Origin of the sequence: Streptomyces chartreusis (assembly GCF_008704715.1) — a bacterium.
Classification (GTDB): domain Bacteria; phylum Actinomycetota; class Actinomycetes; order Streptomycetales; family Streptomycetaceae; genus Streptomyces; species Streptomyces chartreusis.
In genome coordinates, this window is record NZ_CP023689.1 from 5,823,030 (window position 1) to 5,844,784 (window position 21,755).

A 21,755-nucleotide genomic window follows, 5' to 3' on the forward strand; every position below is an offset into this window, starting at 1 on the left:
CCCGGGCGGCCCGCATGCTCCGGCTCAGTTCCCCCTGCGTACCGCCCCCGCCAGAATCCACCCCTCCACGGCTTCGTACTGCCGTCGCTGCTCCTCGGCCTCCCGGCGCCCGGACTTGACCGTGCCGAGCCAGCCGAAGAGGAATCCGGCGGGCACCGACACCAGTCCGGGCGTCGTGAACGGGAACCAGTTGAAGTCGGCCTCGGGGAACGCCGAGGCCGGCGACCCGGAGACCAGGTTGGTCCACGGCATCAGCGCCAGGACGACCGCCGTGCCGCCGATCAGCGTCCACAGCAGGCCGGCCCGGGTGTACCGGCGCCAGAACAGGCTGTAGACGAGGGCCGGCGCGATCGCCGAGGCGCCCAGCGTGAAGGACAGCGTCACCAGCGGTTGCAGGCTTCGGTGCTGGACCAGTGTCGCCAGCACGATCGCCGGGATGCCGACGCCCACCGCGGCCAGCCGCGCCAGCGCCATCTCGCGATGACCGGACAGCTCCCGCATGCGGGTGGCGAACAGGTCATGGGCAAGGGAGTTCGCGCAGGCGAGGATCATGCCGGCGACCGAGGCGAGCACGGTGAGGAAGATGGCCGTGGTGACAGCCGTGAACAGCAGGCTCTCCGCGGTCGAGACCTCGGCGCCGAACACGGCCCTGGAACCCAGCAGATAGGCCGTGTTGCCCCGCGGGTCCGCCCCGGCGATGACCTCACGCCCGATCAGCGCCGTCGCGCCGAAGCCGACGACCGTGATGACCAGCACGAACAGCGCCACGCTCGACACCGCCCAGGACATGGACCTGCGCACCTGCCGCGCGCTCTTCGCCGTGTACATGCGCATGGTGATGTGCGGCAGGACGGCGCCGCCGAGGACGACCGCGAGCTGGGAGCTGATCATGTCGATACGGGGGTACGGGCTGCCCGCGAACTGGAGCCCCGACTGGAGGAACGCCGGGCCGACCCCGCTCTGCGCGGCCGCTGCGTTGAACAGCGCGCCCGGGTCCCAGTCGAACTTCCGCAGCACCAGTACGGCGACGACAGCGCCCGACCCGAGCAGCATCACCATCTTCAGGATCTGGATGAGCGCCGTGCCCTTCATCCCGCCGATGGCCGCGTAGCTGATCATCAGCACGCCGAGCCCGATGACGCACCCGGTCTTCAGGGAGTCGCTGGAGAACCCGAGGATGAAGGCCAGCAGTTGCCCGGTCCCCGCCAGCTGCACCAGCATCAGCGGCAGCAGCGCGGCCAGCGTCACCCCGCACGCCGCGATCCGCACACCCCGCCCCGGCATCCGGCGGGCCAGCGCGTCGCCCATCGTGAACCGGCCCGCGTTGCGCAGGGGTTCGGCCAGCAGGAACATCAGCAGCATCAGCGACAGGGCGGTGCTCAGCGCCAGCACGATCCCGTCGTAGCCGCACAGCGCGACCACGCCGGTCGTGCCGAGCACGGTCGCCGCGCTGATGTAGTCGCCGCCGATCGCCAGGCCGTTGCGCACGGGGGACAGCGAGCTGTAGCCCGTGTAGAACTCGTCGAGGTCGTCCCGGTCCGGGCCGGTCATCACGCACAGCAGCAGCGTGATGGTGACCACGACGCAGAACGCGACCAGTGACATCGCCTGTGCGTTTCCACTGAAGTCGTTCATCGTCCGGCCCTCCGCTCCGCCTCGCGCCTGGCGTCCAGGGCGGCTTCCTTGCGGATGCGGTCCGCGATCGGGTCGACGTAGTTCCGGGCGGTGTGCTCGTACAGGGCTATCGCCAGCCAGGTGACGGGCAGTTGCAGCAGCGCGAGCACCAGACCCGCGGGCAGCCCGTCCGTGATCGTGCCCGTCATGAACCCGGGCGCGAACGCGGACAGGATCAGGAACAGCGTGAAGTACCCGAGTGCGGTCAGCGTCGCCACGCGCCGCTGCCAGCGGTAGGCACCGCGCAGGATCCGCAGGTCGCTGTGGTGTCCGAGGGGCGGGTGGTCGGAGGTCAGGTGCCTCGGGGGTGCCGGTGGTTCCGGTGGGACGGGCGGTTGCCAGGGGTAGGTGGCGTACGACGGGGGCGGCGATGCGGATGCGGGCGGAGGTGGCCGGAACCTGTCGTAGGGATCGTGCGGTTCACGTGAGTTGTACGGGTCGTACTGGTTGTGCCGGTTGTGCGGGGATGACATCCCGGTGCTCCTTGCGTGGCTCGGGTCCAGCGGCGGACCGCAGGGAGGTGGGGGGCGGGCGAGCCACGCAGGTTACTGTGGAGTACCGGCTGAGCGCGAGGGTTTCTGCAAACTGAGTGGTCGGTATGCGCTTCCGATGCCGAACCGTGTCTGACCTGGGGTGTTACCCGCGTTAACTCAGACTTTTGAGCCGGCTGTACGGCGACTGAGGGCGACGGAGGCGCTACTTCAGGTGCACCAGCGCCACACTCCCGGGCACCTCGCCCTCTCCATCGAGCCACGCCCCGAACACGAGCCGCCGGTCGACCTTCCGGCGCACGGACCGCCCCGCCTCGACCGAGAACTCCACCCCGACCCGCCCGCCGGCGGGCACCCACACCCGCGTGTCGGCCACGCTCACCGGCCGCACCGACCACCCCGCGCCCATCGGCTCCGCCGCGACGGTCACGTACCGTCCCCGATCGCCGAAGTTGTAGACGTCGAGGCTCATCCGGGTACGACGGCCCAGGCGGTAGCCGTGCGGCGGTGGCGCGTCGCCGTCGTCCTTGCCGGGCGCGGCGTTGCGGGCGGCGTAGCGCTGGCTGAGGACGATGTGCTCGGCGGGGGAGAGGGAACCGGGGCCCGGACGCCGGAGCGCATCCGCCGCCCCTCGGGCCCTCGCGCTTGCAGCCGCCCCGCGTGACACGACATAGACGGGGTCGGGAGAGGCGACGACGGCCGGGCCCGACCGCTCGATCCGGCGGCCCATGATGTCGTACGCCACTCCCGGAGCGGACACGCGCGTGTGCCGCGCCATCGCCCACAGGACGCTCACCTGCTGCCCGCACCCGTCGTCGAAGCGGAACCCCCGGACCCCGGTGGGTAGTTGCGGCACCGGTCCCACGAAGCGTGCCGCTCCCAGCAGTGAGGTCAGCGTGGCGAAGGCGCTGTACGCGGGGAGGGGACCGAAGTCCCGGTCGAGCAGGCCGAACCAGACGCCGTCGTCGTGCAGTGGAGGAGCGGCGAACCAGAACTGGCGGGCGTTCCCGGCGGCCAGCCCCTCCACCATCGACCGCACGAGATAGCGCGCCTGAACCCGCTCCTGGGCGGGGGTGAGGTCGGAGGGCGTCGTCAGGAAGGCTCCGCACTCGGTCATCCACAGGGGCGTGTCACCGGCCCCCTGTCGCCGGGCGAGCGCGTGCTGTTCCTCGGCGGCGCCGGGGAACTCGGGGTCGTCCTGGTCCGCCGGGTCCGGATAGCCGTGGAAGGCCCAGACGTCGGCGTACCGGACGACGTCGTTGGCGAGCATCAGGTCCTGGAACGGGCCCGACTGTGCGATCCCGGGCAGCACGACGAGCGGCGGTTCGGCGCGGGCATCCTTGATGCCGAGCGCGGTCGCCTTCACGAACGCGGCGTGGGCGTCGCCGGTGCTGCGGGTGGTGTCGACGTCGGGCTCGTTGGAGAGCTGGAGCGCCTCGGGGGCGGCCAGGGCGAGGCAGCGGGCGTAGCGGTAGGCGTGCCGCAGGTCCGCGGGCAGGGGCAGCGAGGCGTCGGTCATCGCCCACTCGGGCGCGGGCGAGAGCACGTCGAGGACGGCGAGACCGTGGGCACGCAGCGTGCGGATGACCCGGTCGTGGTGCGCGGTGTCGTACGCACCGGGCGCGGGCTCGGCGGCCGGCCAGGACTGTCCGTCACGGACCCACCCCGCCCCCATGTCCCGCAGGGCGGCGGCGAATTCGTCGAGCCGGGAGGGCGGTACGAGCGAGGACGCCCAGACGTTGACGCCGAAGGGGTTGTCGGCCGCGCCTGTGCGCGTGACGGCGCGGCGGACGGGAAGGCGGGCGAACGTGCTGGTCACGTCGTCGTCGGCGTGGATGCGGTAGTGGCCCGGCGGGAGGTCGGCCGGGAGCGTGACGGTGGTGGTCCTGCGGCCTGCGGGGACGGCCGCGCGGCCGGCGGCAACCCGTTGGCCGTGGTAGTCGGTGACGGCGTAGCGAACGGGGTGCGGGCGCGTGGCAGGGGCGTTGAGGGTCAGACGCAGGCGAGCGGGCTCGCCGGCGCGGTGACGGGGGACGGCGGCCGTGCGCAGAGCGGGGCCGCCGGGCAGGGGACGCAGGACCAGATGATCCAGCGACAGGACATACACGATTCTGTTGTCAAGGACCGTCGGTTCGACGACTCGTAAGCTGAACGCCCCGTCCCCCTCCCGAAGTTCCACCTCCCCCAGATTCATCTCGGAAAGATCGCCCCAAGCGGCCGGCGACCCGTACCAGTCCGGCTGCGAGCGGGCGACCTCGCGGAACGGACCGCCGTCCACCGAGAGCTGGAGGTAGGAGCCGACCGCCTCCGTGTGCGGGGTCTCCACCGGGGCGACGGCGACGGCGGTCAGCGCGTACACGCCCGACCGCGGGACGCGGACGCGGTACGTGGCGTACCAGCCCTTGCCCGACGGTGGCCGCTCCGCCGTCAGCAGGGCGAGGTAGCGGCCGCCGGAGGCACGGAGGTCCCGGGCCACGGGGATGTTCGTGCTGGTGGGCGACTCGCCGGGAATCGTGATCGTCGCGGGGCCGGCGGCGCGGACGGAAGCCGATCCGGCCCCCACCGCCGCGGTCGCCGCCGCGCCGAGTCCCGCCGCCATTGCCGTACGCCTGTTGAAGTCCATGACTCCAGCAGACGCGGCGGGTCTGCGGCCGGGCGTCCTGCGCGAGGGTGGGCGGTCCCGGAGAAAGGGAGACGGGGTCGGCCCTAGGGGGCGACGGCCGCATCCCCGGCCGGCGGCGCGGTGCCACCGGCCTTTCACTGCCCGAACGCGGCTGCGGAGACCTCTCGTTCCAGCTCCGCCCGGTGGAACTCGTACGTGCCGATGTCGGACACCTTGATCAGCAGGCAGAAGCGTTCCAGCGAGGACAGCCGCCCGGCCACGTTCGCGTACTCGCGTCGCAGGAAGTGGACCGCGGCGATGTTGCCCACCGACGTCTGCCCGGACACCAAGAACACGGGGCTGCCGGACTCCGCGGGCTGGAACTTCGCCACGAGGGCGTACTCCTGAGTGCCGCGGTCGCAGCGGAACTTCTCTCCGCCGACCTCTATGGCCATCGAGTCCGGAAGAGTCGCGTCGTAGGCGTGGATGGTGACGCCGGGGAGGTGCGCGGCGAGATGGCCGCCGGTACGGATGTTGGCGCCGCCGCTCGGGCCGCCCACACAGAACTCCGTACGGTCGCCGTTGCTGCCGCGGAAGTCCCCGGACTCCACGGCCACCTTGCAGCCCAACTCCCCCGCGAGCAGCGACAGCTCGACCACCGCACGGACGTCCCGGTAGTGCGCCGTGCCGGGCGCGTTGTACTTGTTGCCGAGCACGATCAGGCAGGTCTGCCCCGGGCGGACGCCGAAGAATGCCGCGCGCCGGTTCACTTCACGCGTGCGTTTGGTGCGGTCCCACAACCAGACGAAGACACCGCCGAGCAGGCTGGTGACCAGCCCGATCCCGATGTTCGCGACCACGGAAAGAATCGCGTCCCCCTCTCCCCGCCGGGCATCTTGTCATGCCGAGCCCTAACGGAGCGCGGTGACGAACTCCGTCCAGGCGGAGGCGGAGAAGACGATCGCCGGGCCGGTGGGGGTCTTGCTGTCGCGGACGGGGACGTGGACGCCGGCCGCGTCGGTGACTTCGAGGCAGTTGCCGCCGCTCTCGTCGCTGTAGCTCGACCTGCGCCAGCCAGTCACTATCGATGCGTCAGGGATGCTGCTCTCGCTGCGCTTCATGCTCGTAATCCTCCGCGACCGACCTGAGCAATGCCAGAGACTTTCGGTGCGACATCGCATCGCCCAGCGCATGATCGTAAACGTCCTCCAGCTCGCGGACTGTGCCCTGAAGTTCCCAGATCCGGCCTGACTTCAGGCCTTCGACGTATGCGACAGGGGGTAGTTCTTCGAACCACATGAGCTTGACCGCACCAGCCAGAAGGGCGTGCGAGCCCACCGCGAACGGGAGCACGTGCACACGGATGCGTCGGCTCTCGCTCAGCGCCAGGATGTGCCGAAGCTGATCGCACATCACCTGTGCGCCGCCGACCGCCTGACGGAGTACCGCTTCGCTGAGCAGCAGTGTCACCTTGGGCGAGTCGAAGTCGTCCAGGAGACGGGCTCGTTCGAGGCGAGTGGCCAGAAGGCTGTCACGCTTCTCGTCGCTCTTCGCCGGGTGCCCCGAGCTGAGCACATCGCGTGCGTACTCCGGAGTCTGGAGGAAGCCGGGCACCAGTGTGCTCGCGTACTCCTTGATGGCGACGGCCTGCCGTTCCAGTTCCGCGGCCTCCGCGAAATGCTCGGCCACCTTCTTGCCGTCCAACGTCGGCAGAAAGTTCTCGAAGAACCCGCCGCCCTCCAACACCTGATCGAGCCGCCGCGCGTCATCCGGATCCGGCCGTCGCCTCCCCGCCTCGATGTGCGCGATGTGCGTGCGCGACATCACCGCACGCTGGCTCAGCTGCTCCTGGGTGAGGCCCGCCGACTCCCGTCGCCGCTTCAGCTCCGCCCCGTACTGCTCCCGCGAACGCGGATTGTCCTCGATGGCCACCCCTGCAACTCCCCTCCGTGCGGACCCCGTTGTCACGCTGAGCCACCTTCCGAGCGTACCCAGAGTGACGTCACTGTGTGCATGCAACAGCACGGAAAGTGAAAGGCGTTGGCGTGGAGCAGGCTGAGCAGGAGAAAGACCCGTTCGACGAAGTGGCCGTACCCTTCCTCACCCTGCGGGTGTCCCGGGACAGCGGGCGGACCTGGGGACCCACAGTGACGTATCAGCCCTCCCGGAAGGACACGCCCTTCGACCTCGCGGGCCGGTTCCCGCCCTGTCAGTGCCCGAGATGCTCGCGCCTGTAGCGGATCCCCGGCCGGCCGCCGACGGTCGTCTCCCCCAAGGTGACGAACCCGTTCCGCTCCAGCACGGTCCGGGACCCCGCGTTGTCGAGCGTGGTCACCGCGACCAAGGACGTCAGCCCGTACGCCGTGGCGGCCATCCGGCACATCTCCGCGACCGCCGCCGTGGCGACGCCCTTGCCCGACGCGAGCTCGCCGACGCGGTAGCCGAGTTCGGCGGAACCGTCCTCGACATCCATCAGGTTGATACGGCCGACCAGGCGCCCCTCGACGTCCAGCACGACGTGGAAGTGGCAGATCCCGGCGTCCTGTTCGGCCAGCAGCGCCTGGTGCCTGGCCGCGAATCCCGCGGGGGTGAAGTACTGGTCCCCGCGGTCCGGCACCGTACGGGCGAAGTACTCACGGTTCTCGTGCTCGAAGGCCAGCAGGGCCTCCGCGTGGTTGGCGCGCAGGCGTTCCAGGGTCGGCATGGGGGACAGCGTAGGTGAGACGGTCAGGGGCCCGTCCGTCCGGGGAACGACCCCGGTACCGCCGTCCGGCACCCCTGGCCTACGACCGCCGGGCGACGCCATGCGAGGGGTTCGCGGCCTAGCGTCCTCGGCATGAACAGATCACCGAACAGCCTGCGCTTATCGGCGCTGGCGGCGTCCGTCGTGCTCGTGCTCGGACCCGCCCTGACCCTGCCGGCCGTCGCCGCGGAGGCGGCCCCCGTCGCCTCCGTGACGTCTGCGGCATCGGCCCAACTGCCCCGCCCCACCGGCCCGCACCCCGTCGGCCGCAGCACCCTCCATCTCGTCGACCGCGACCGGCCAGACCCCTGGGTGCCCTCCGCCGGGCCCCGGCAGCTGATGGTGTCCATGTACTACCCGGCGCGCCCCGGCACCGGCGGGCCGACCGCGCCCTACATGACGACCGAAGAGGCCCGCCACCTCATCGAGTTGCGGGCGCCCGACGTCATCGTCCCGCCGGAGGTGATCAGCGGCGTCCGTACCTGGGCGCACACCGACGCCCGCCCCGCGCGCGGCCGGTTCCCGCTCGTCGTGCTCTCGCCCGGGTTCACCTTCCCGCGCGCCACCCTCACCGGTCTCGCAGAGGACCTCGCCAGTCGCGGGTACGCCGTCGCGCTGGTCGACCATCCCTACGAGAACGCCGGCACGACCCTCCCCGACGGGCGGACCCTGCCCTGCGCGATCTGCGACGACTTCTCCACCATCGGCGGTGACGCCGTCGCCGAGAGCCGGGCCCGCGACGTCTCCTTCGTGCTGGACCGGCTGACCGGGCGCCATCCCGCGTGGCGGTACGCGCGCGTGATCGACGCCAGGCGCATCGGCATGGCCGGGCACTCCATAGGCGGCAACTCGGCCGCCGCGACGATGGCCGGCGACGCGCGCGTGCGGGCTGGCGTCAACATGGACGGCACCTTCTTCTCCAAGGTCCCCGAAGGCGGCCTCGACGGGCGGCCCTTCCTGATGTTCGGCGCCGAGGCCAGGCAGGGCGACGAGTCCTGGCACCGGACCTGGGCCGACCTGGACGGCTGGAAGCGCTGGATGACGGTGGCCGGAACCGACCACGGCTCCTTCACCGACGTACCGCTGCTCGCCGACCTGGTCGGCATCCCGGACACCGCCCAGGTGCCCTACGAGCGTTCACTGGCCCTCACGCGCGCGTACGTCGCCGCGTTCTTCGACCTGCATCTGAAGGGCGCCCCGCAGCCGCTGCTCGACGGGCCGTCGCCGGACAACCCCGAGGTCAGCGTCCGTCTTCCGTGACGGCGCCTTTGACGGCGTCGACGGCGACCTGATCCGGGGCCTCGTCACCGGGCTCCTTCAGGACCGGGAACCGCCTCGGCGCCAGCAGCAACAGCACCAGGAAGGCCAGCGCCGCCGCGCACGACGCCCCCAGGTACACGGCGTGCACCGCGTCGGCGATGGCCCTCCTGGTGGCCTCCGGGGCCGTACCGCCGGAGTCCAGCGCCCGGGTCACCGAGTCCAGGTCGTTCGCCCCGCCGAGCCGCGAGGCCAGTACGCCGTTCGCCACCGCGCCGAACAGCGCCGCGCCCACCGTCTGGCCGGTCTGCCGGCAGAACAGCACCGACGCCGTCGCCGTGCCCCGCTCCGACCAGCCGACCGTCGACTGCACGCCCACGATCAGCGGCAGTTGGAACAGCCCCAGCGCCGCCCCCAGCAGCAGCATCAGCAGCGTCGGCTGCCAGGCCGCCCCCGGATACGGCAGGAACAGGAAGGCCAGAAGGATCAGCGAGGCCGTTCCGATGCCCAGCATCGCCGTGTTGCGGAAGCCGATCCTGCGGTACACGTGCTGGCTCAGCGCCGCGGACACCGGCCAGCTCAACGTCCAGACCGACAGCACGAATCCGGCCGCCACCGGTGCCAGGCCGAGGACCGCCTGGGCGTACGTCGGCAGGAACACCGTCGGCGCCACCATCAGCAGACCCAGCGCGCCCAGCGCCAGGTTCACCGCTGCGATCGTCCGGCGCCGCCACACCCATCCGGGGATGATCGGCTCGGCCGCCCGCCGCTCCACCAGCACCACGACCGCCACGAGCGCGAGCCCCGCGGCGAACAGGGCCAGGGACGGGGCCGACAGCCACGGCCAGGCCACCCCGCCCTGCACCAGCGCCGTCAGCAGCACGCCGCCGCACGCGAACACCGCGAGCGCGCCCGCCCAGTCGACACGCGCGCGCGTGCCCGCCGTCGCGCGCTGCGGCTCGTGCAGATGGCGGACGATCAGCCACAACGCCACCGCCCCGATGGGCAGGTTGATGAGGAAGATCCAGCGCCAGTCCGCATACGCCGCCAGCACTCCGCCCAGACCCGGACCGGCCACCGCCGACAGCGCCCACACAGTGGACAACTTGGCCTGGATCTTCGGGCGTTCCTTGAGCGGGTACAGGTCGGCGGCCAGGGTCTGGACCGTGCCCTGAAGGGCCCCGCCGCCCAGTCCCTGCACGATCCGGAACGCGATCAGCGCCGCCATGTTCCAGGCCGCCGCGCACAGCAGCGACCCCAGCAGGAACACCGCCGCGCCCGCGATCAGCACCGGCTTGCGGCCGAAGGTGTCGGAGAGCTTGCCGTAGACGGGCAGGGTCACCGTCACCGCGAGCAGATAGCCCGAGAACAGCCAGGAGAAGACGGAGAAGCCGCCGAGGTCACCGACGATCTGAGGCACGGCAGTGGAGACGATGGTGGCGTCGAGCGCGGCCAGCGCCATCGCGAGCATCAGGGCCGCGACCACGGCCGCTCTCTTGTCGGTTGCGGCGCGCGGTGCGGTGTCGGGTATCGCGGGTCTCGAACTGCCCACCGGGTTCCTCTCCTGATGCTTTCCCCTTGCACCTATCTGCCGCCGAACAGCTTCCCACTTGACCCTCACGCCGCGGGAGGGTGGAGGCTCGATGAGCCGAAGGGTGGAGACAACCCCGACGCGCACTCCACCGAAGGGTGGACAGCCCCTAGGGGGACCTCCGTACCAGGTCTCGGGGAGGGTTGGTACCGCCGGAGGACGAGACGGTGCGGGTGCCGTCCTTAACCTGGCTTTACGCCGCTGGGGGGCGGCTTACCGAACCACCGGGGGTGGGGTTTTCCCCCGCACAAGAGGGGGCCGGGCACCAGCGCGCCGGACCCTCTCCCGCCACGAGACTGAACGTCGTAGCAGTTCTCGTGATTCACCAGCTGACCGACTTAGGAGACATACCGTGACATCGGCTGTGACCATTCCCAGGCACGGGGGTACTGGAGGGCGTACGGCCGTTGCCGCACGGGCGCGGCAGGTCGTCAAGGCGTACGGGTCGGGGGAGACCCGTGTTGTCGCTCTCGACCACGTCGACGTGGACATCGCGCGGGGCCAGTTCACCGCGATCATGGGTCCCTCCGGATCCGGCAAGTCCACGCTCATGCACTGCCTCGCCGGGCTCGACACCGTCACCAGCGGCCAGATCCACCTCGACGAGACCGAGATCACCGGGCTGAAGGACAAGAAGCTCACGCAGCTGCGCCGGGACCGGATCGGCTTCATCTTCCAGGCGTTCAACCTGCTGCCCACGCTGAACGCCCTGGAGAACATCACGCTGCCCATGGACATAGCGGGCCGCAAGCCCGACCCGGCCTGGCTCGGGCGCGTCGTCGACACCGTGGGGCTCTCCGACCGGCTCAAGCACCGGCCGACCCAGCTCTCCGGCGGTCAGCAGCAGCGCGTCGCCGTAGCCCGTGCGCTGGCCGCCCGCCCGGAGATCATCTTCGGTGACGAGCCGACCGGAAACCTCGACTCCCGCGCCGGCGCGGAGGTCCTCGGCTTCCTGCGCAGGTCCGTCGACGAGCTCGGGCAGACCATCGTGATGGTCACCCACGACCCGGTCGCCGCCTCGTACGCGGACCGCGTGCTGTACCTCGCCGACGGCCGCATCGTCGACGAGATGTACAAGCCCACCGCCGACGCCGTCCTGGACCGCATGAAGGACTTCGACGCCCGGGGGCGTACGTCATGACCGTCCTGAAGACCTCGATGCGCAACTTCTTCGCGCACAAGGGGCGGATGGCCCTGTCGGCCGTGGCCGTGCTGCTGTCCGTGGCGTTCGTCTCGGGGACCCTGGTGTTCACCGACACGATGAACACCACCTTCGACAAGCTCTTCGCCGTCACCTCCTCCGACGTCACCGTCAGCCCCAAGGAGGCGAAGGACGAGGACGACGGCGCCGGTACCGGCAAGCCCGCCTCCTTGCCCGCCTCGGCCGTCGAGCAGGTCGCCGCCGTCGACGGCGTCAAGAAGGCGGAGGGCTCGGTCGGCTCGATGAGCGTGACCGTCGTCAACTCCGAGAACAAGAACATGGGTTCCTCCACCGGCGCGCCCACCATCGCCGGCAACTGGACCGAGAACGACAAGAAGTCCATGGAGATCACCTCGGGGCACGCTCCGCGCGGGCCCACCGAGGTCATGGTCGACGCGGACACCGCCGACAAGCACGACCTGAAGCTCGGCGACGAACTGCGCACCATCGCCGCCACCGGCGACATCCGCGCGCGGATCGTCGGCATCGCCTCCTGGAAGGTGACCAACCCGGGCGCGGCCGTCGTCTACTTCGACACCGAGACCGCCCAGCGCGGCCTGCTCGGCGCCACCGGCCGCTTCACGCAGGTGTCCGTCACCGCGGCGGACGGCGTGAGCGACGCCAAGCTCAAGCAGGACGTCGTGCAGGCCCTGGACGGCTCGTACAAGGTCCAGACGGCCAAGGAGAGCGCGGACGAGAACCGCAAGGACGTCGGCGCGTTCATGGACGTCATCAAGTACGCCATGCTCGGCTTCGCCGGGATCGCGTTCCTGGTCGGCATCTTCCTGATCATCAACACCTTCTCGATGCTGGTCGCCCAGCGCACCCGTGAGATCGGCCTGATGCGGGCGATCGGCTCCTCGCGCCGGCAGGTCAACCGGTCCGTGCTGGTGGAGGCGCTGCTGCTCGGCTTCATCGGCTCCGTCCTGGGCGTGGCCGCCGGTGTCGGCATCGCGGTCGGCCTGATGAAGCTCATGTCGATGGCCGGCATGAACCTCTCCACCGACGACCTCACGGTGAAGGTGACGACCCCGGTCGTCGGCCTGATCCTCGGTGTCGTGGTGACGGTGCTGGCCGCCTACCTGCCGGCCCGCCGCGCGGGCAAGGTCTCCCCGATGGCCGCCCTGCGCGACGCCGGTACGCCGGCCGACGGCAAGGCCGGCTGGGTGCGCGCCCTGATCGGGCTGGTGCTGACCGGCGCGGGCGCCTTCGCCCTGTACGCCGCCGCCACCGCCGACAAGGCGAGCGACGGCGCGCTGATGCTGGGCGGCGGTGTGGTGCTGTCCCTGATCGGCTTCGTCGTCATCGGCCCGCTCCTCGCGGGTGCGGTGGTCCGGGTGATCAGCGCGGTCCTGCTGCGCGCCTTCGGGCCCGTCGGCCGCATGGCCGAGCGCAACGCCCTGCGCAACCCGCGCCGTACCGGTGCCACGGGCGCCGCCCTGATGATCGGCCTCGCGCTGGTGGCCTGCCTCTCGGTCGTCGGCTCCTCGATGGTCGCCTCGGCGACGAGCGAGCTGGACAAGTCGGTGGGCGCGGACTTCATCATCATGAGCCAGCAGCAGCCGATCGTGCCGCAGGCCGAGAAGGCCATGCAGCAGACCCCGGGCCTCGCCCACGTCACCCGCTACAAGGACGTCGACGCCACCGTGACCTCGCCGGACGGCAAGACCGACGACACCGGGATCACTGCCGCCGACCCGACGTACGCCGAGGACCTGCGCCGTACGACCACGCAGGGCACCCTGTCCGCGGCCTACGGCAAGGACGCCATGTCGGTCGGCTCCGACTACGCCAAGAAGCACGGCGTGCGTGTCGGCGACACCATCTCCGTCGCCTTCAAGGGCGGCGAGACGGCGAAGCTGAAGGTCGCGGCCATCACGGACGACGACACCTCCATCGACCAGGGCGCCCGCTACACGAGCATCGAGACCCTGTCGAAGTACCTGCCCGCCGACCGGACGCCGCAGAGCGTGATGATGTTCGGCAAGGCGAAGGAAGGCCAGGAGGAAGCGGCGTACGCCGCCCTGAAGAAGTCCCTCGACTCCTACCCGCAGTACCAGGTCCGCGACCAGACCGACTACAAGGAGGAGCTGAAGGACCAGGTCGGCCAGCTCCTGAACATGGTCTACGGCCTGCTGGCCCTCGCGATCATCGTGGCGGTCCTGGGCGTGGTGAACACCCTGGCCCTGTCGGTGGTCGAGCGGACCAGGGAGATCGGCCTGCTGCGCGCGATCGGCCTCTCCCGCCGCCAGCTGCGCCGCATGATCCGCATGGAGTCGGTGGTCATCGCCCTCTTCGGTGCCCTGCTGGGCCTGGGGCTGGGCATGGGCTGGGGCGCGACGGCGCAGAAGCTGCTGGCTCTGGAGGGCCTGAACGTCCTCGACATCCCATGGCCGACGATCATCGCGGTCTTCATCGGCTCGGCCTTCGTGGGCCTGTTCGCGGCCCTGGTGCCGGCGTTCAGGGCGGGCCGGATGAACGTACTGAACGCGATCGCGACCGAGTAGCCGGCCGACAGGCCACTTAATAGCCACCGCACACGGGGGTTGCGGGGGACGGGCCCGGTCCGGAAGGCACTGCCACCTTCCGGACCGGGCCCGGCTGTATTCGGGGCCGCCTTCGCGGTCAGCCCGCGGTCTGGCGCTCCAGGAGTACGACTCCGAAGGCGGTGCCCGTCACGGCGTACCGGGCGTCGGGGTGCAGGGTGCGGGCGTACGACTCGACGTCGCGGTAGCGCTTGCGGGAGTTGTCGAGGGCGATGAAGTCGGGTTCGACGCCATGGGTGTTGCTGACCCAGAAGACCCGGCAGCGCGAGGTGAGCCGGCTGATCGGCGCGATGTTCGCCTCGACGGAGGCGCCGTCGGGAACCTCGGCCAGGAGGCGCTCTATCGCGCTCACGCGCGCGGGCTTGCGGTAGATCTCGCCCTCCGTCAGATCGGCCAGCGGCAGCGAGGTCGTCAGCGCGAGCGAGGCGGCCGCGACGGCGGCGGGCAGGTGCTGGACGTACGAACGCAGCCACGCGCGCGTGCTGTTCCGGTGGATCACGAGGGCGTCGACGAGCGCGAAGGTGACGACCGGCATGAGGACGGCGCTGTAGTGCCAGTCCGTGCCCCAGTACTGCGGGTAGGCGGAGACGAAGCGCCAGCCGATCGTGGGCAGGGCGGCCAGCAGGATGGGGGATCGCAGGGCGAGCAGCCCGGTGGTCGGTATCAGGAGCCAGGCGAGCGTACGCAGCTTCGTGTCGAGGCCGTCGAAGGGGCCACCGCCGCCCGACTCGTCGACCTTGTTCCAGTAGTCGTAGGTGCCCGCCGAGTTGAAGCTCGGTATGACCACGAGCAGCGTCAGCGCGAGGGCCACCACGCCGAACACGGCGACGCCGAGCCCCCACCGGGCCGCGCGCGGCGACTCCTGCCGGGCCCGCCAGGCCACCACCAGCGCGAGTGCCGTGAGCGTGAGACCCAGGTCCTCCTTCACCAGGACCAGCGGAAGCGCCCAGAGCAGAGCGGCCCGCCACCGCCGAGCGAGGAGCGCTTCGAGGCTGAAGGCGATCAGCGGTACGGCGAAGCAGATCTCGTGGAAGTCGAAGTCGACCGCCTGCTGGAGCCCCCACGACAGCCCGTACGCGACACCGATCGCCAGGCCGCTGCGCCGCCCGAGCAGCCGGGCCGCGGCCCGTGTGACGGGGACCGCGGAGAGCGCGAACAGCGCCGCCTGCGCCACCAGCAGGGTGATCGACGAGGGGAAGATCCGGTACACCGGCGCCAGCAGCACGGTCACCGGGCTGAAGTGATCCCCCAGGATGTTGAACCCCGGTCCCTTCAGGTCGGCGATCGGCGCCTGGAGATGCGCGTAGGACCGTATGACCTGCTCGAATATCCCGAGGTCCCACGACTTCTGCCCAAGATGCCGGTAACGGCCCACGGAGACGATCGCGTACCCGACGAACAGCGCGGCGGCCAGCAGCCACGGGTCACGCCGGCCCGGTTCGGGGCGGCCCGCCCCGGGGTCGTGCGGGGTCCTCGGGGCCGGTATGTGAGGGTCCGGGGACGCGTCAGGGGTGGTGGAGGCGGCGGGGGTGGGCATGGAGGGACCTTACGCGGTGCGGACTTTTCGCCGCCGTTCAGGTGCTTTCGGCCCGTCCCGCGTTCGACTGCTCTCGGCCCGTCCCGCGTTCGACGCGGTCGACGACATGGTGCCGTCGAGGCCGGTCCTCGCGGCAGCGCCGAACACGGGAGAACGGACGTTATCCACAGGCCCCGGCGTCCGCCCGCGCCGCGACGTACGCTGGAACACCCGGCCCGTCTCGCGTGTCGGGCCCTTCGTGTTGCCCACCCCCTCGGACGGAAGCGCCCTCCATGAGTCTGCACGGTCTGCTCGACGCCGTAGTCAAGGACACCGCCCTCGCGGAAGCGATCACGGCGGCCGCAGACGGCAACCGCATGCACGTCGACCTGGTCGGACCCCCCGCGGCGCGCCCGTTCGCGATCGCCGCCCTCGCCCGCGAGACCGACCGTCCGCTGCTCGCGGTGACGGCGACGGGCCGCGAGGCGGAGGACCTGGCCGCGGCCCTGCGCTCCCTCCTCCCGTCGGAGGGCGTGGTGGAGTACCCGTCCTGGGAGACCCTGCCGCACGAGCGCCTCAGCCCCCGCAGCGACACCGTGGGCCGCCGGCTCGCGGTGCTCCGCCGCCTCGCCCACCCCAGCTCCGACGACCCCGAGACCGGCCCGGTCTCCGTCGTCGTCGCCCCCGTGCGCTCCGTCCTCCAGCCCCAGGTCAAGGGCCTCGGCGACCTGGAGCCGGTGGCCCTGCGCACCGGCCGGACCGCCGACCTGAACGCCGTCGTGGACGCCCTCGCGGCCGCCGCGTACGCCCGCGTGGAGCTCGTCGAGAAGCGCGGCGAGTTCGCCGTCCGAGGCGGCATCCTCGACGTCTTCCCGCCCACCGAGGAACACCCCCTGCGCGTCGAGTTCTGGGGCGACGACATCGAGGAGATCCGCTACTTCAAGGTCGCCGACCAGCGCTCCCTCGAAGTCGCCGAGCACGGCCTGTGGGCCCCGCCCTGCCGGGAACTCCTCCTCACCGACGACGTACGCGCACGCGCGCGTGCCCTCGCCGAGGAGCACCCCGAGCTCGGCGAACTGCTCGGCAAGATCGCCGAGGGCATCGCGGTCGAGGGCATGGAGTCCCTCGCCCCCGTCCTCGTCGACGACATGGAGCTGCTGCTCGACGTCCTGCCCAAGGGCGCCATGGCCGTCGTGTGCGATCCCGAGCGGGTACGCACGCGTGCCGCCGACCTCGTGGCGACGAGCCAGGAGTTCCTGCAGGCGTCCTGGGCCGCCACGGCCGGCGGCGGCGAGGCGCCCATCGACGTCGGCGCGGCCTCCCTGTGGTCCATCGCGGACGTCCGCGACCGCGCCCGCGAGCTGGACATGATGTGGTGGTCGGTCTCGCCGTTCGCCGCCGACGACGAACTGGACGCGGACACCCTCAAGCTCGGCATGCACGCCCCCGAGTCGTACCGCGGCGACACCGCGAAGGCTCTCGCCGACACCAAGGGCTGGCTCGCCGACGGCTGGCGCACGGTCTTCGTGACCGAGGCCCACGGCCCGGCCGCCCGCACGGTCGAGGTGCTCGGCGGCGAGGGCGTCGCGGCCCGCCTGGAGGCCGACCTGGGGGAGATCTCCCCCTCCGTCGTCCATGTCGCCTGCGGTTCGATCGACTACGGCTTCGTGGACCCCGCCCTCAGACTGGCCGTCCTCACCGAGACCGACCTGTCCGGGCAGAAGGCGGCCGGCAAGGACGGCGCGCGGATGCCGGCCCGCCGCCGCAAGACCATCGACCCGCTCAGCCTGGAGACGGGCGACTACATCGTCCACGAACAGCACGGCGTCGGCCGCTACATCGAGATGGTGCAGCGCACCGTGCAGGGCGCCACGCGCGAGTACCTCGTCGTCGAGTACGCCCCCGCCAAGCGCGGCCAGCCCGGCGACCGGCTCTACATCCCCACCGACCAGCTGGAGCAGATCACCAAGTACGTCGGCGGCGAGGCACCCACGCTGCACCGTCTGGGCGGCGCCGACTGGACGAAGACCAAGGCGCGGGCCAAGAAGGCCGTCAAGGAGATCGCCGCCGACCTGATCAAGCTCTACAGCGCGCGCATGGCGGCACCCGGGCACGCCTTCGGCTCGGACACCCCCTGGCAGCGCGAGCTGGAGGACGCCTTCCCCTACGCCGAGACCCCGGACCAGCTGACGACCATCGCCGAGGTCAAGGAGGACATGGAGAAGTCGGTCCCGATGGACCGCCTGATCTGCGGCGACGTCGGCTACGGCAAGACGGAGATTGCGGTGCGGGCCGCCTTCAAGGCGGTGCAGGACGGCAAGCAGGTCGCGGTCCTGGTGCCGACGACGCTGCTGGTGCAGCAGCACTTCGGGACGTTCTCCGAGCGCTACTCGCAGTTCCCGGTCAACACCCGGGCGCTGTCCCGCTTCCAGACCGACACCGAGGCGAAGGCTGTCCTGGAGGGCCTAAAGGACGGCGCGGTGGACATCGTCATCGGCACGCACCGGCTGTTCGCGTCGGAGACCAAGTTCAAGGATTTGGGCCTGGTCATCGTCGACGAGGAGCAGCGCTTCGGCGTCGAGCACAAGGAACAGCTGAAGAAGCTGCGCGCCAACGTCGACGTCCTGACGATGTCCGCGACCCCGATCCCCAGAACCCTGGAGATGGCGGTCACCGGCATCCGCGAGATGTCGACGATCACCACCCCGCCGGAGGAGCGGCACCCGGTCCTGACCTTCGTCGGCCCGTACGAGGAGAAGCAGATCGGCGCCGCGATCCGCCGTGAACTGCTGCGCGAGGGCCAGGTCTTCTACATCCACAACCGGGTCGAGTCGATCGACCGCGCGGCCGCCCGGCTGCGCGAGATCGTCCCCGAGGCGCGGATCGCGACGGCGCACGGCCAGATGTCCGAGTCGGCCCTGGAGCAGGTCGTCGTCGACTTCTGGGAGAAGAAGTTCGACGTGCTCGTCTCGACGACGATCGTCGAGTCCGGCATCGACATCTCCAACGCCAACACCCTGATCGTCGAGCGCGGCGACAACTTCGGCCTGTCCCAGCTGCACCAGCTGCGCGGCCGGGTGGGCCGAGGCCGGGAACGCGGTTACGCGTACTTCCTGTACCCGCCGGAGAAGCCGCTGACGGAGACCGCCCACGAGCGTCTCGCCACCATCGCCCAGCACACCGAGATGGGCGCGGGCATGTACGTGGCCATGAAGGACCTGGAGATCCGCGGCGCGGGCAATCTGCTGGGCGGCGAGCAGTCCGGCCACATCGCCGGCGTCGGCTTCGACCTGTACGTCCGTATGGTCGGCGAGGCGGTCGCGGACTACCGCGCGTCCCTGGAGGGTGGTGTCGAGGAGGAGCCGCCGCTGGAGGTCAAGATCGAGCTCCCGGTCGACGCGCACGTCCCGCACGACTACGCCCCCGGGGAGCGGCTCAGGCTGCAGGCGTACCGCGCCATCGCCTCCGCCAACACGGAGGAGGACGTCACCTCCGTGCGGGAGGAACTCGTCGACCGCTACGGCAAGTTGCCCGAGCCCGTCGAGAACTTGCTGCTGGTGGCGGGCCTGCGCATGCTGGCCCGCGCGTGCGGCGTCGGCGAGATCGTCCTCCAGGGCAACAACATCCGCTTCGCGCCGGTGGAGTTGCGGGAGTCCCAGGAGCTGCGGGTCAAGCGGCTGTACCCGGGCACCGTCATCAAGCCTGCCGTGCACCAGCTGCTGGTGCCCCGCCCGAAGACCGCGAAGGTGGGCGGGAAGCCGCTGGTCGGGCGGGAGTTGCTCGGGTGGGTCGGGGAGTTCCTGGCTTCGATTCTGGGGTCGTGACCTCGCGGGCAGGGCGGGTATGGCGCGCGTAGCGGGGAGGGCACGGCAGGCCGGGTTGCGGGCGGCGGTTGGTCAGATGTCGGTGCTTCAGTCGGCGCGGACCTCGGTGTTCTGGCAGGCGTGCAGCAGCCACCTGCCGTCGTCCTGCCTGGTCATGACGTACAGCGGGGCGCCTTCCGTGTCGCCGGCCGGTGAGTGGTAGACCTGCCGGACCTTGACGGCCGCCACGTCCGGCCGCAGGAACTGCGTGTGCACGGTCTCGTACGTGACGTCGCCGTCCCAGGTCGCCGCGGGCAGTACGGCCCGGGTGAACTCGGCGATGGCGTCGAAGCCGATGAGGACCTTGCCGTGGGCGGTGGTCCACAGCGCGTCGGGGTGGAAGAGGGCGAGGAAGCCTTCGGGGTCCTTGGCGCGCTGGGTGCGTTCCACGGTGGCCACGACTTCGGCTATGGCTCGGAGGTCGGCGTCGGCGTCGGCGTCGGCAGCGGCCTTGGCGGAGGCTGTTTCGGTGGTCATGCCGATCACTGTGGGACCTCAAGTGGAGTTGAGGTCAAGCGTCGGTTGCGGGCTTCGCGGTGGGGCGTGTTCAGGTGGCGCCGCGGAACAGCATCGACGCCAGGGTCCGGAAGACCTCCTCGGGGTCCTGGTCGCCGAGCGGGCCGTCGAGGTTGTGGCTGAGGAGCAGCGTGGCGAAGCCGTGCGCCAGGGACCAGGCGGCGACGGAGGCCATGCGGGGCTCGATGCCGAGCTCCTCGGGGCGTACGACGGCGACGGCGCCGCGCAGGGCATCACCGGCGAGGGCGCGGGCCGTGGTCAGTTCCAGGTCGTCGTTGCGCAGCAGATCGGGCGAGAACATCACCTGGAAGTGCGCGGGGTGTTCGCGGGCGAAGCGCACGTAGCGCACGCCCGCGTCCTTCAGGTCCGCCGCCTCGATGAGCGCGGTCGACAGCAGTCCGAACCCTTCGGCGGCGATCGCCGTGAGCAGCCCGGTGCGGTCCCTGAAGTGATGGGCCGGCGCGGCGTGCGAGACACCGGCGCGGCGGGCCAGGTCACGCAGGCTGAGCGCGGACGGACCGTCGGTGGCGATGACGTCGAGCGCGGTCGTGAGGATGGCTCGCCGCAGGTCGCCGTGGTGGTACGGGCGGCGAGAAGAGGTCTGCTGCGTCATGGCAGCAGCGTACGCGCAATCTAGGCGCCGACAAGTTTTTCCCATCTAGGCGTTGACAAGTTCTGAGGAGCCGGGCAATCTTGTCAGTGTCAAGTTGTGGAGAGGGGCTGGGGGCACGCCATGGCGAAGCAGGACAGCGGGATCGATTCGGGTCGGGTACGACAGCTCTGGCATCTGCTGGAGCCGCTGCACGCGGTGCTGTATTACGCGCCGGAGGCCTTCGAGGAGGCCGCCGAGCTCGGGTACGCCACCGAGGAGCGCTGGCCGAGCTACTTCCCTTACCGGGCGGCGCCGTTGGGAGCGGCCGGCGCGGAGAGTGTCGCGTCCGCGTTCTACAGCTTCAGCCCGCGCATCGTGGCCGAACACATCGACCCCGCCTGGAAGATCGCGGGCCCCGAGGCCGTGCTGCGGGCACGGGTGCGCGGGATCGACCGGGCCTACCGCGCGATATTCGGCGACCGGGTGAACAGTGTCGAACTGGCCGAGCTCGCGGCCCTCGTCCGTCGCGCGGCCGAGGCCGCGAACACCGCGGGCCGCCCGCTCGCCGCGGCCAACGCCGCCCTGGACTGGCCGGAGGCCCCGCACCTCCAGCTCTGGCACGCGGCGACGATCCTGCGTGAACATCGCGGCGACGGTCACATAGCCGCCCTGATGGTGGCCGGCCTGGACCCCGTCGAGGCACTGGTGTCCTTCGCCGCGATAGGCGCCGCGTCCGTCGAGCGTTTCGAGAGTCGTGGCTGGAGCGCCGGGGAATGGGAGTCGGCTCGTGACCGCCTGGCCGCCCGAGGTCTGGTCGACGCCGACGGCGCGGCCACGGACGCCGGCCGCGAACTGCGCGGCACCGTGGAGGGATACACCGACCAACTCGCCGCCGCACCATGGCAATCGCTCACCGGGGCGGAGATCGACCGCCTCGTGGAACTGCTCGGTGAGTTCTGGGTTGCGGTGCTGTCCTCCGGGCTACTGCCTTCGGAGACGACGCTGGGGATCGGGAAGGTCTGACGAGGTTCAGTGGCCGCCGAGGCTCACGGCGGTCACGCACGGGAGACGCCGGCCGCGCGAAGCCGTCCGCGTGGAGGTGGGGCTCTCTGCGCGGACGGCCCCTGTGCCCAAGGCGGTTCGTGTCTTTGGGCGTTCCGTGG

Annotated in this window: 16 protein-coding genes; 5 read left to right on the forward strand and 11 right to left on the reverse strand. The window is 70.9% G+C overall.

Going from position 1 to position 21,755, the window contains the following annotated elements:
- Positions 1-24 precede the first annotated feature (24 nt).
- The 7 genes from CP983_RS25580 to CP983_RS25615 form a co-directional block, all read right to left on the reverse strand.
- A complete protein-coding gene (locus CP983_RS25580) occupies positions 25-1,635 on the reverse strand; it encodes a sodium/solute symporter (protein WP_150502058.1) in 1,611 nt (536 codons plus the stop codon).
- The gene (locus CP983_RS25585) at positions 1,632-2,147 is read right to left on the reverse strand and encodes a DUF485 domain-containing protein (protein WP_150502060.1); all 516 of its coding nucleotides are present in this window, start codon (positions 2,145-2,147) and stop codon (positions 1,632-1,634) included. The genes CP983_RS25580 and CP983_RS25585 overlap by 4 nt, the downstream gene beginning before the upstream one ends.
- Before the next feature lie 223 nt (positions 2,148-2,370).
- Complete coding sequence (locus CP983_RS25590; RefSeq protein ID WP_150502061.1) at positions 2,371-4,788, reverse strand: hypothetical protein; 2,418 nt, start codon at positions 4,786-4,788, stop codon at positions 2,371-2,373.
- Between the two features lie 134 nt (positions 4,789-4,922).
- Positions 4,923-5,627, reverse strand: a complete 705-nt coding sequence (locus tag CP983_RS25595) for a hypothetical protein (protein WP_125527996.1) — start codon at positions 5,625-5,627, stop codon at positions 4,923-4,925.
- Positions 5,628-5,678: 51 nt separating this feature from the next.
- Positions 5,679-5,888 (reverse strand): DUF397 domain-containing protein, encoded by a 210-nt coding sequence (locus tag CP983_RS25600; RefSeq protein WP_150502063.1) that lies wholly within the window; start codon positions 5,886-5,888, stop codon positions 5,679-5,681.
- Entirely contained in the window at positions 5,860-6,699 is an 840-nt protein-coding gene (locus CP983_RS25605; RefSeq protein ID WP_150502065.1) for a helix-turn-helix domain-containing protein, read from the reverse strand. The genes CP983_RS25600 and CP983_RS25605 overlap by 29 nt, the downstream gene beginning before the upstream one ends.
- Before the next feature lie 277 nt (positions 6,700-6,976).
- Positions 6,977-7,471, reverse strand: a complete 495-nt coding sequence (locus CP983_RS25615) for a GNAT family N-acetyltransferase (protein ID WP_150502069.1) — start codon at positions 7,469-7,471, stop codon at positions 6,977-6,979.
- A 132-nt stretch (positions 7,472-7,603) separates the two neighbouring features.
- Between CP983_RS25615 and CP983_RS25620 the strand changes: the two genes are divergently transcribed.
- Complete coding sequence (locus tag CP983_RS25620; RefSeq protein WP_150502071.1) at positions 7,604-8,770, forward strand: alpha/beta hydrolase family protein; 1,167 nt, start codon at positions 7,604-7,606, stop codon at positions 8,768-8,770.
- Here CP983_RS25620 and CP983_RS25625 read toward each other — a convergent pair.
- The gene (locus tag CP983_RS25625; RefSeq protein ID WP_150502073.1) at positions 8,751-10,319 is read right to left on the reverse strand and encodes an MFS transporter; all 1,569 of its coding nucleotides are present in this window, start codon (positions 10,317-10,319) and stop codon (positions 8,751-8,753) included. The two genes, CP983_RS25620 and CP983_RS25625, sit on opposite strands and share 20 nt — an antisense overlap.
- 391 nt (positions 10,320-10,710) lie before the next feature.
- Here CP983_RS25625 and CP983_RS25630 point away from each other — a divergent pair, with 391 nt between their 5' ends.
- Both CP983_RS25630 and CP983_RS25635 read left to right on the forward strand, forming a co-directional pair.
- Positions 10,711-11,499, forward strand: a complete 789-nt coding sequence (locus CP983_RS25630; RefSeq protein WP_150502075.1) for an ABC transporter ATP-binding protein — start codon at positions 10,711-10,713, stop codon at positions 11,497-11,499.
- Positions 11,496-14,066, forward strand: a complete 2,571-nt coding sequence (locus tag CP983_RS25635) for an ABC transporter permease (RefSeq protein WP_150502077.1) — start codon at positions 11,496-11,498, stop codon at positions 14,064-14,066. Before CP983_RS25630 ends, CP983_RS25635 begins: the two co-directional genes overlap by 4 nt.
- Before the next feature lie 118 nt (positions 14,067-14,184).
- On the opposite strand, the gene CP983_RS25640 is transcribed toward CP983_RS25635, so the two are convergent.
- Positions 14,185-15,642, reverse strand: coding sequence for a DUF2079 domain-containing protein (locus CP983_RS25640; protein WP_150502079.1), 1,458 nt, complete (start codon positions 15,640-15,642; stop codon positions 14,185-14,187).
- A 272-nt stretch (positions 15,643-15,914) separates the two neighbouring features.
- Here CP983_RS25640 and mfd point away from each other — a divergent pair, with 272 nt between their 5' ends.
- The gene (mfd, locus tag CP983_RS25645; protein WP_150502080.1) at positions 15,915-19,445 is read left to right on the forward strand and encodes a transcription-repair coupling factor; all 3,531 of its coding nucleotides are present in this window, start codon (positions 15,915-15,917) and stop codon (positions 19,443-19,445) included.
- An 87-nt stretch (positions 19,446-19,532) separates the two neighbouring features.
- Here mfd and CP983_RS25650 read toward each other — a convergent pair whose 3' ends face one another.
- Positions 19,533-19,961, reverse strand: a complete 429-nt coding sequence (locus CP983_RS25650; RefSeq protein WP_150502082.1) for an SgcJ/EcaC family oxidoreductase — start codon at positions 19,959-19,961, stop codon at positions 19,533-19,535.
- A gap of 70 nt (positions 19,962-20,031) precedes the next feature.
- A complete protein-coding gene (locus CP983_RS25655; RefSeq protein ID WP_150502084.1) occupies positions 20,032-20,613 on the reverse strand; it encodes a TetR/AcrR family transcriptional regulator in 582 nt (193 codons plus the stop codon).
- Positions 20,614-20,733: 120 nt separating this feature from the next.
- On the opposite strand from CP983_RS25655, the gene CP983_RS25660 reads away from it, so the two are divergent.
- A complete protein-coding gene (locus CP983_RS25660) occupies positions 20,734-21,615 on the forward strand; it encodes an SCO6745 family protein (protein ID WP_150502086.1) in 882 nt (293 codons plus the stop codon).
- Positions 21,616-21,755: the final 140 nt, after the last annotated feature.

Bases quoted from the DNA above. Each gene is read 5' to 3' on its own strand.
- CP983_RS25585 (WP_150502060.1), bottom strand. From the start codon at position 2,147: ATGTCATCCCCGCACAACCGGCACAACCAGTACGACCCGTACAACTCA.
- CP983_RS25660 (WP_150502086.1), top strand. From the start codon at position 20,734: ATGGCGAAGCAGGACAGCGGGATCGATTCGGGTCGGGTACGACAGCTC.
- CP983_RS25580 (WP_150502058.1), bottom strand. From the start codon at position 1,635: ATGAACGACTTCAGTGGAAACGCACAGGCGATGTCACTGGTCGCGTTC.
- CP983_RS25635 (WP_150502077.1), top strand. From the start codon at position 11,496: ATGACCGTCCTGAAGACCTCGATGCGCAACTTCTTCGCGCACAAGGGG.
- CP983_RS25655 (WP_150502084.1), bottom strand. From the start codon at position 20,613: ATGACGCAGCAGACCTCTTCTCGCCGCCCGTACCACCACGGCGACCTG.
- CP983_RS25620 (WP_150502071.1), top strand. From the start codon at position 7,604: ATGAACAGATCACCGAACAGCCTGCGCTTATCGGCGCTGGCGGCGTCC.
- CP983_RS25590 (WP_150502061.1), bottom strand. From the start codon at position 4,788: ATGGACTTCAACAGGCGTACGGCAATGGCGGCGGGACTCGGCGCGGCG.
- CP983_RS25640 (WP_150502079.1), bottom strand. From the start codon at position 15,642: ATGCCCACCCCCGCCGCCTCCACCACCCCTGACGCGTCCCCGGACCCT.
- CP983_RS25615 (WP_150502069.1), bottom strand. From the start codon at position 7,471: ATGCCGACCCTGGAACGCCTGCGCGCCAACCACGCGGAGGCCCTGCTG.
- mfd (WP_150502080.1), top strand. From the start codon at position 15,915: ATGAGTCTGCACGGTCTGCTCGACGCCGTAGTCAAGGACACCGCCCTC.
- CP983_RS25600 (WP_150502063.1), bottom strand. From the start codon at position 5,888: ATGAAGCGCAGCGAGAGCAGCATCCCTGACGCATCGATAGTGACTGGC.
- CP983_RS25650 (WP_150502082.1), bottom strand. From the start codon at position 19,961: ATGACCACCGAAACAGCCTCCGCCAAGGCCGCTGCCGACGCCGACGCC.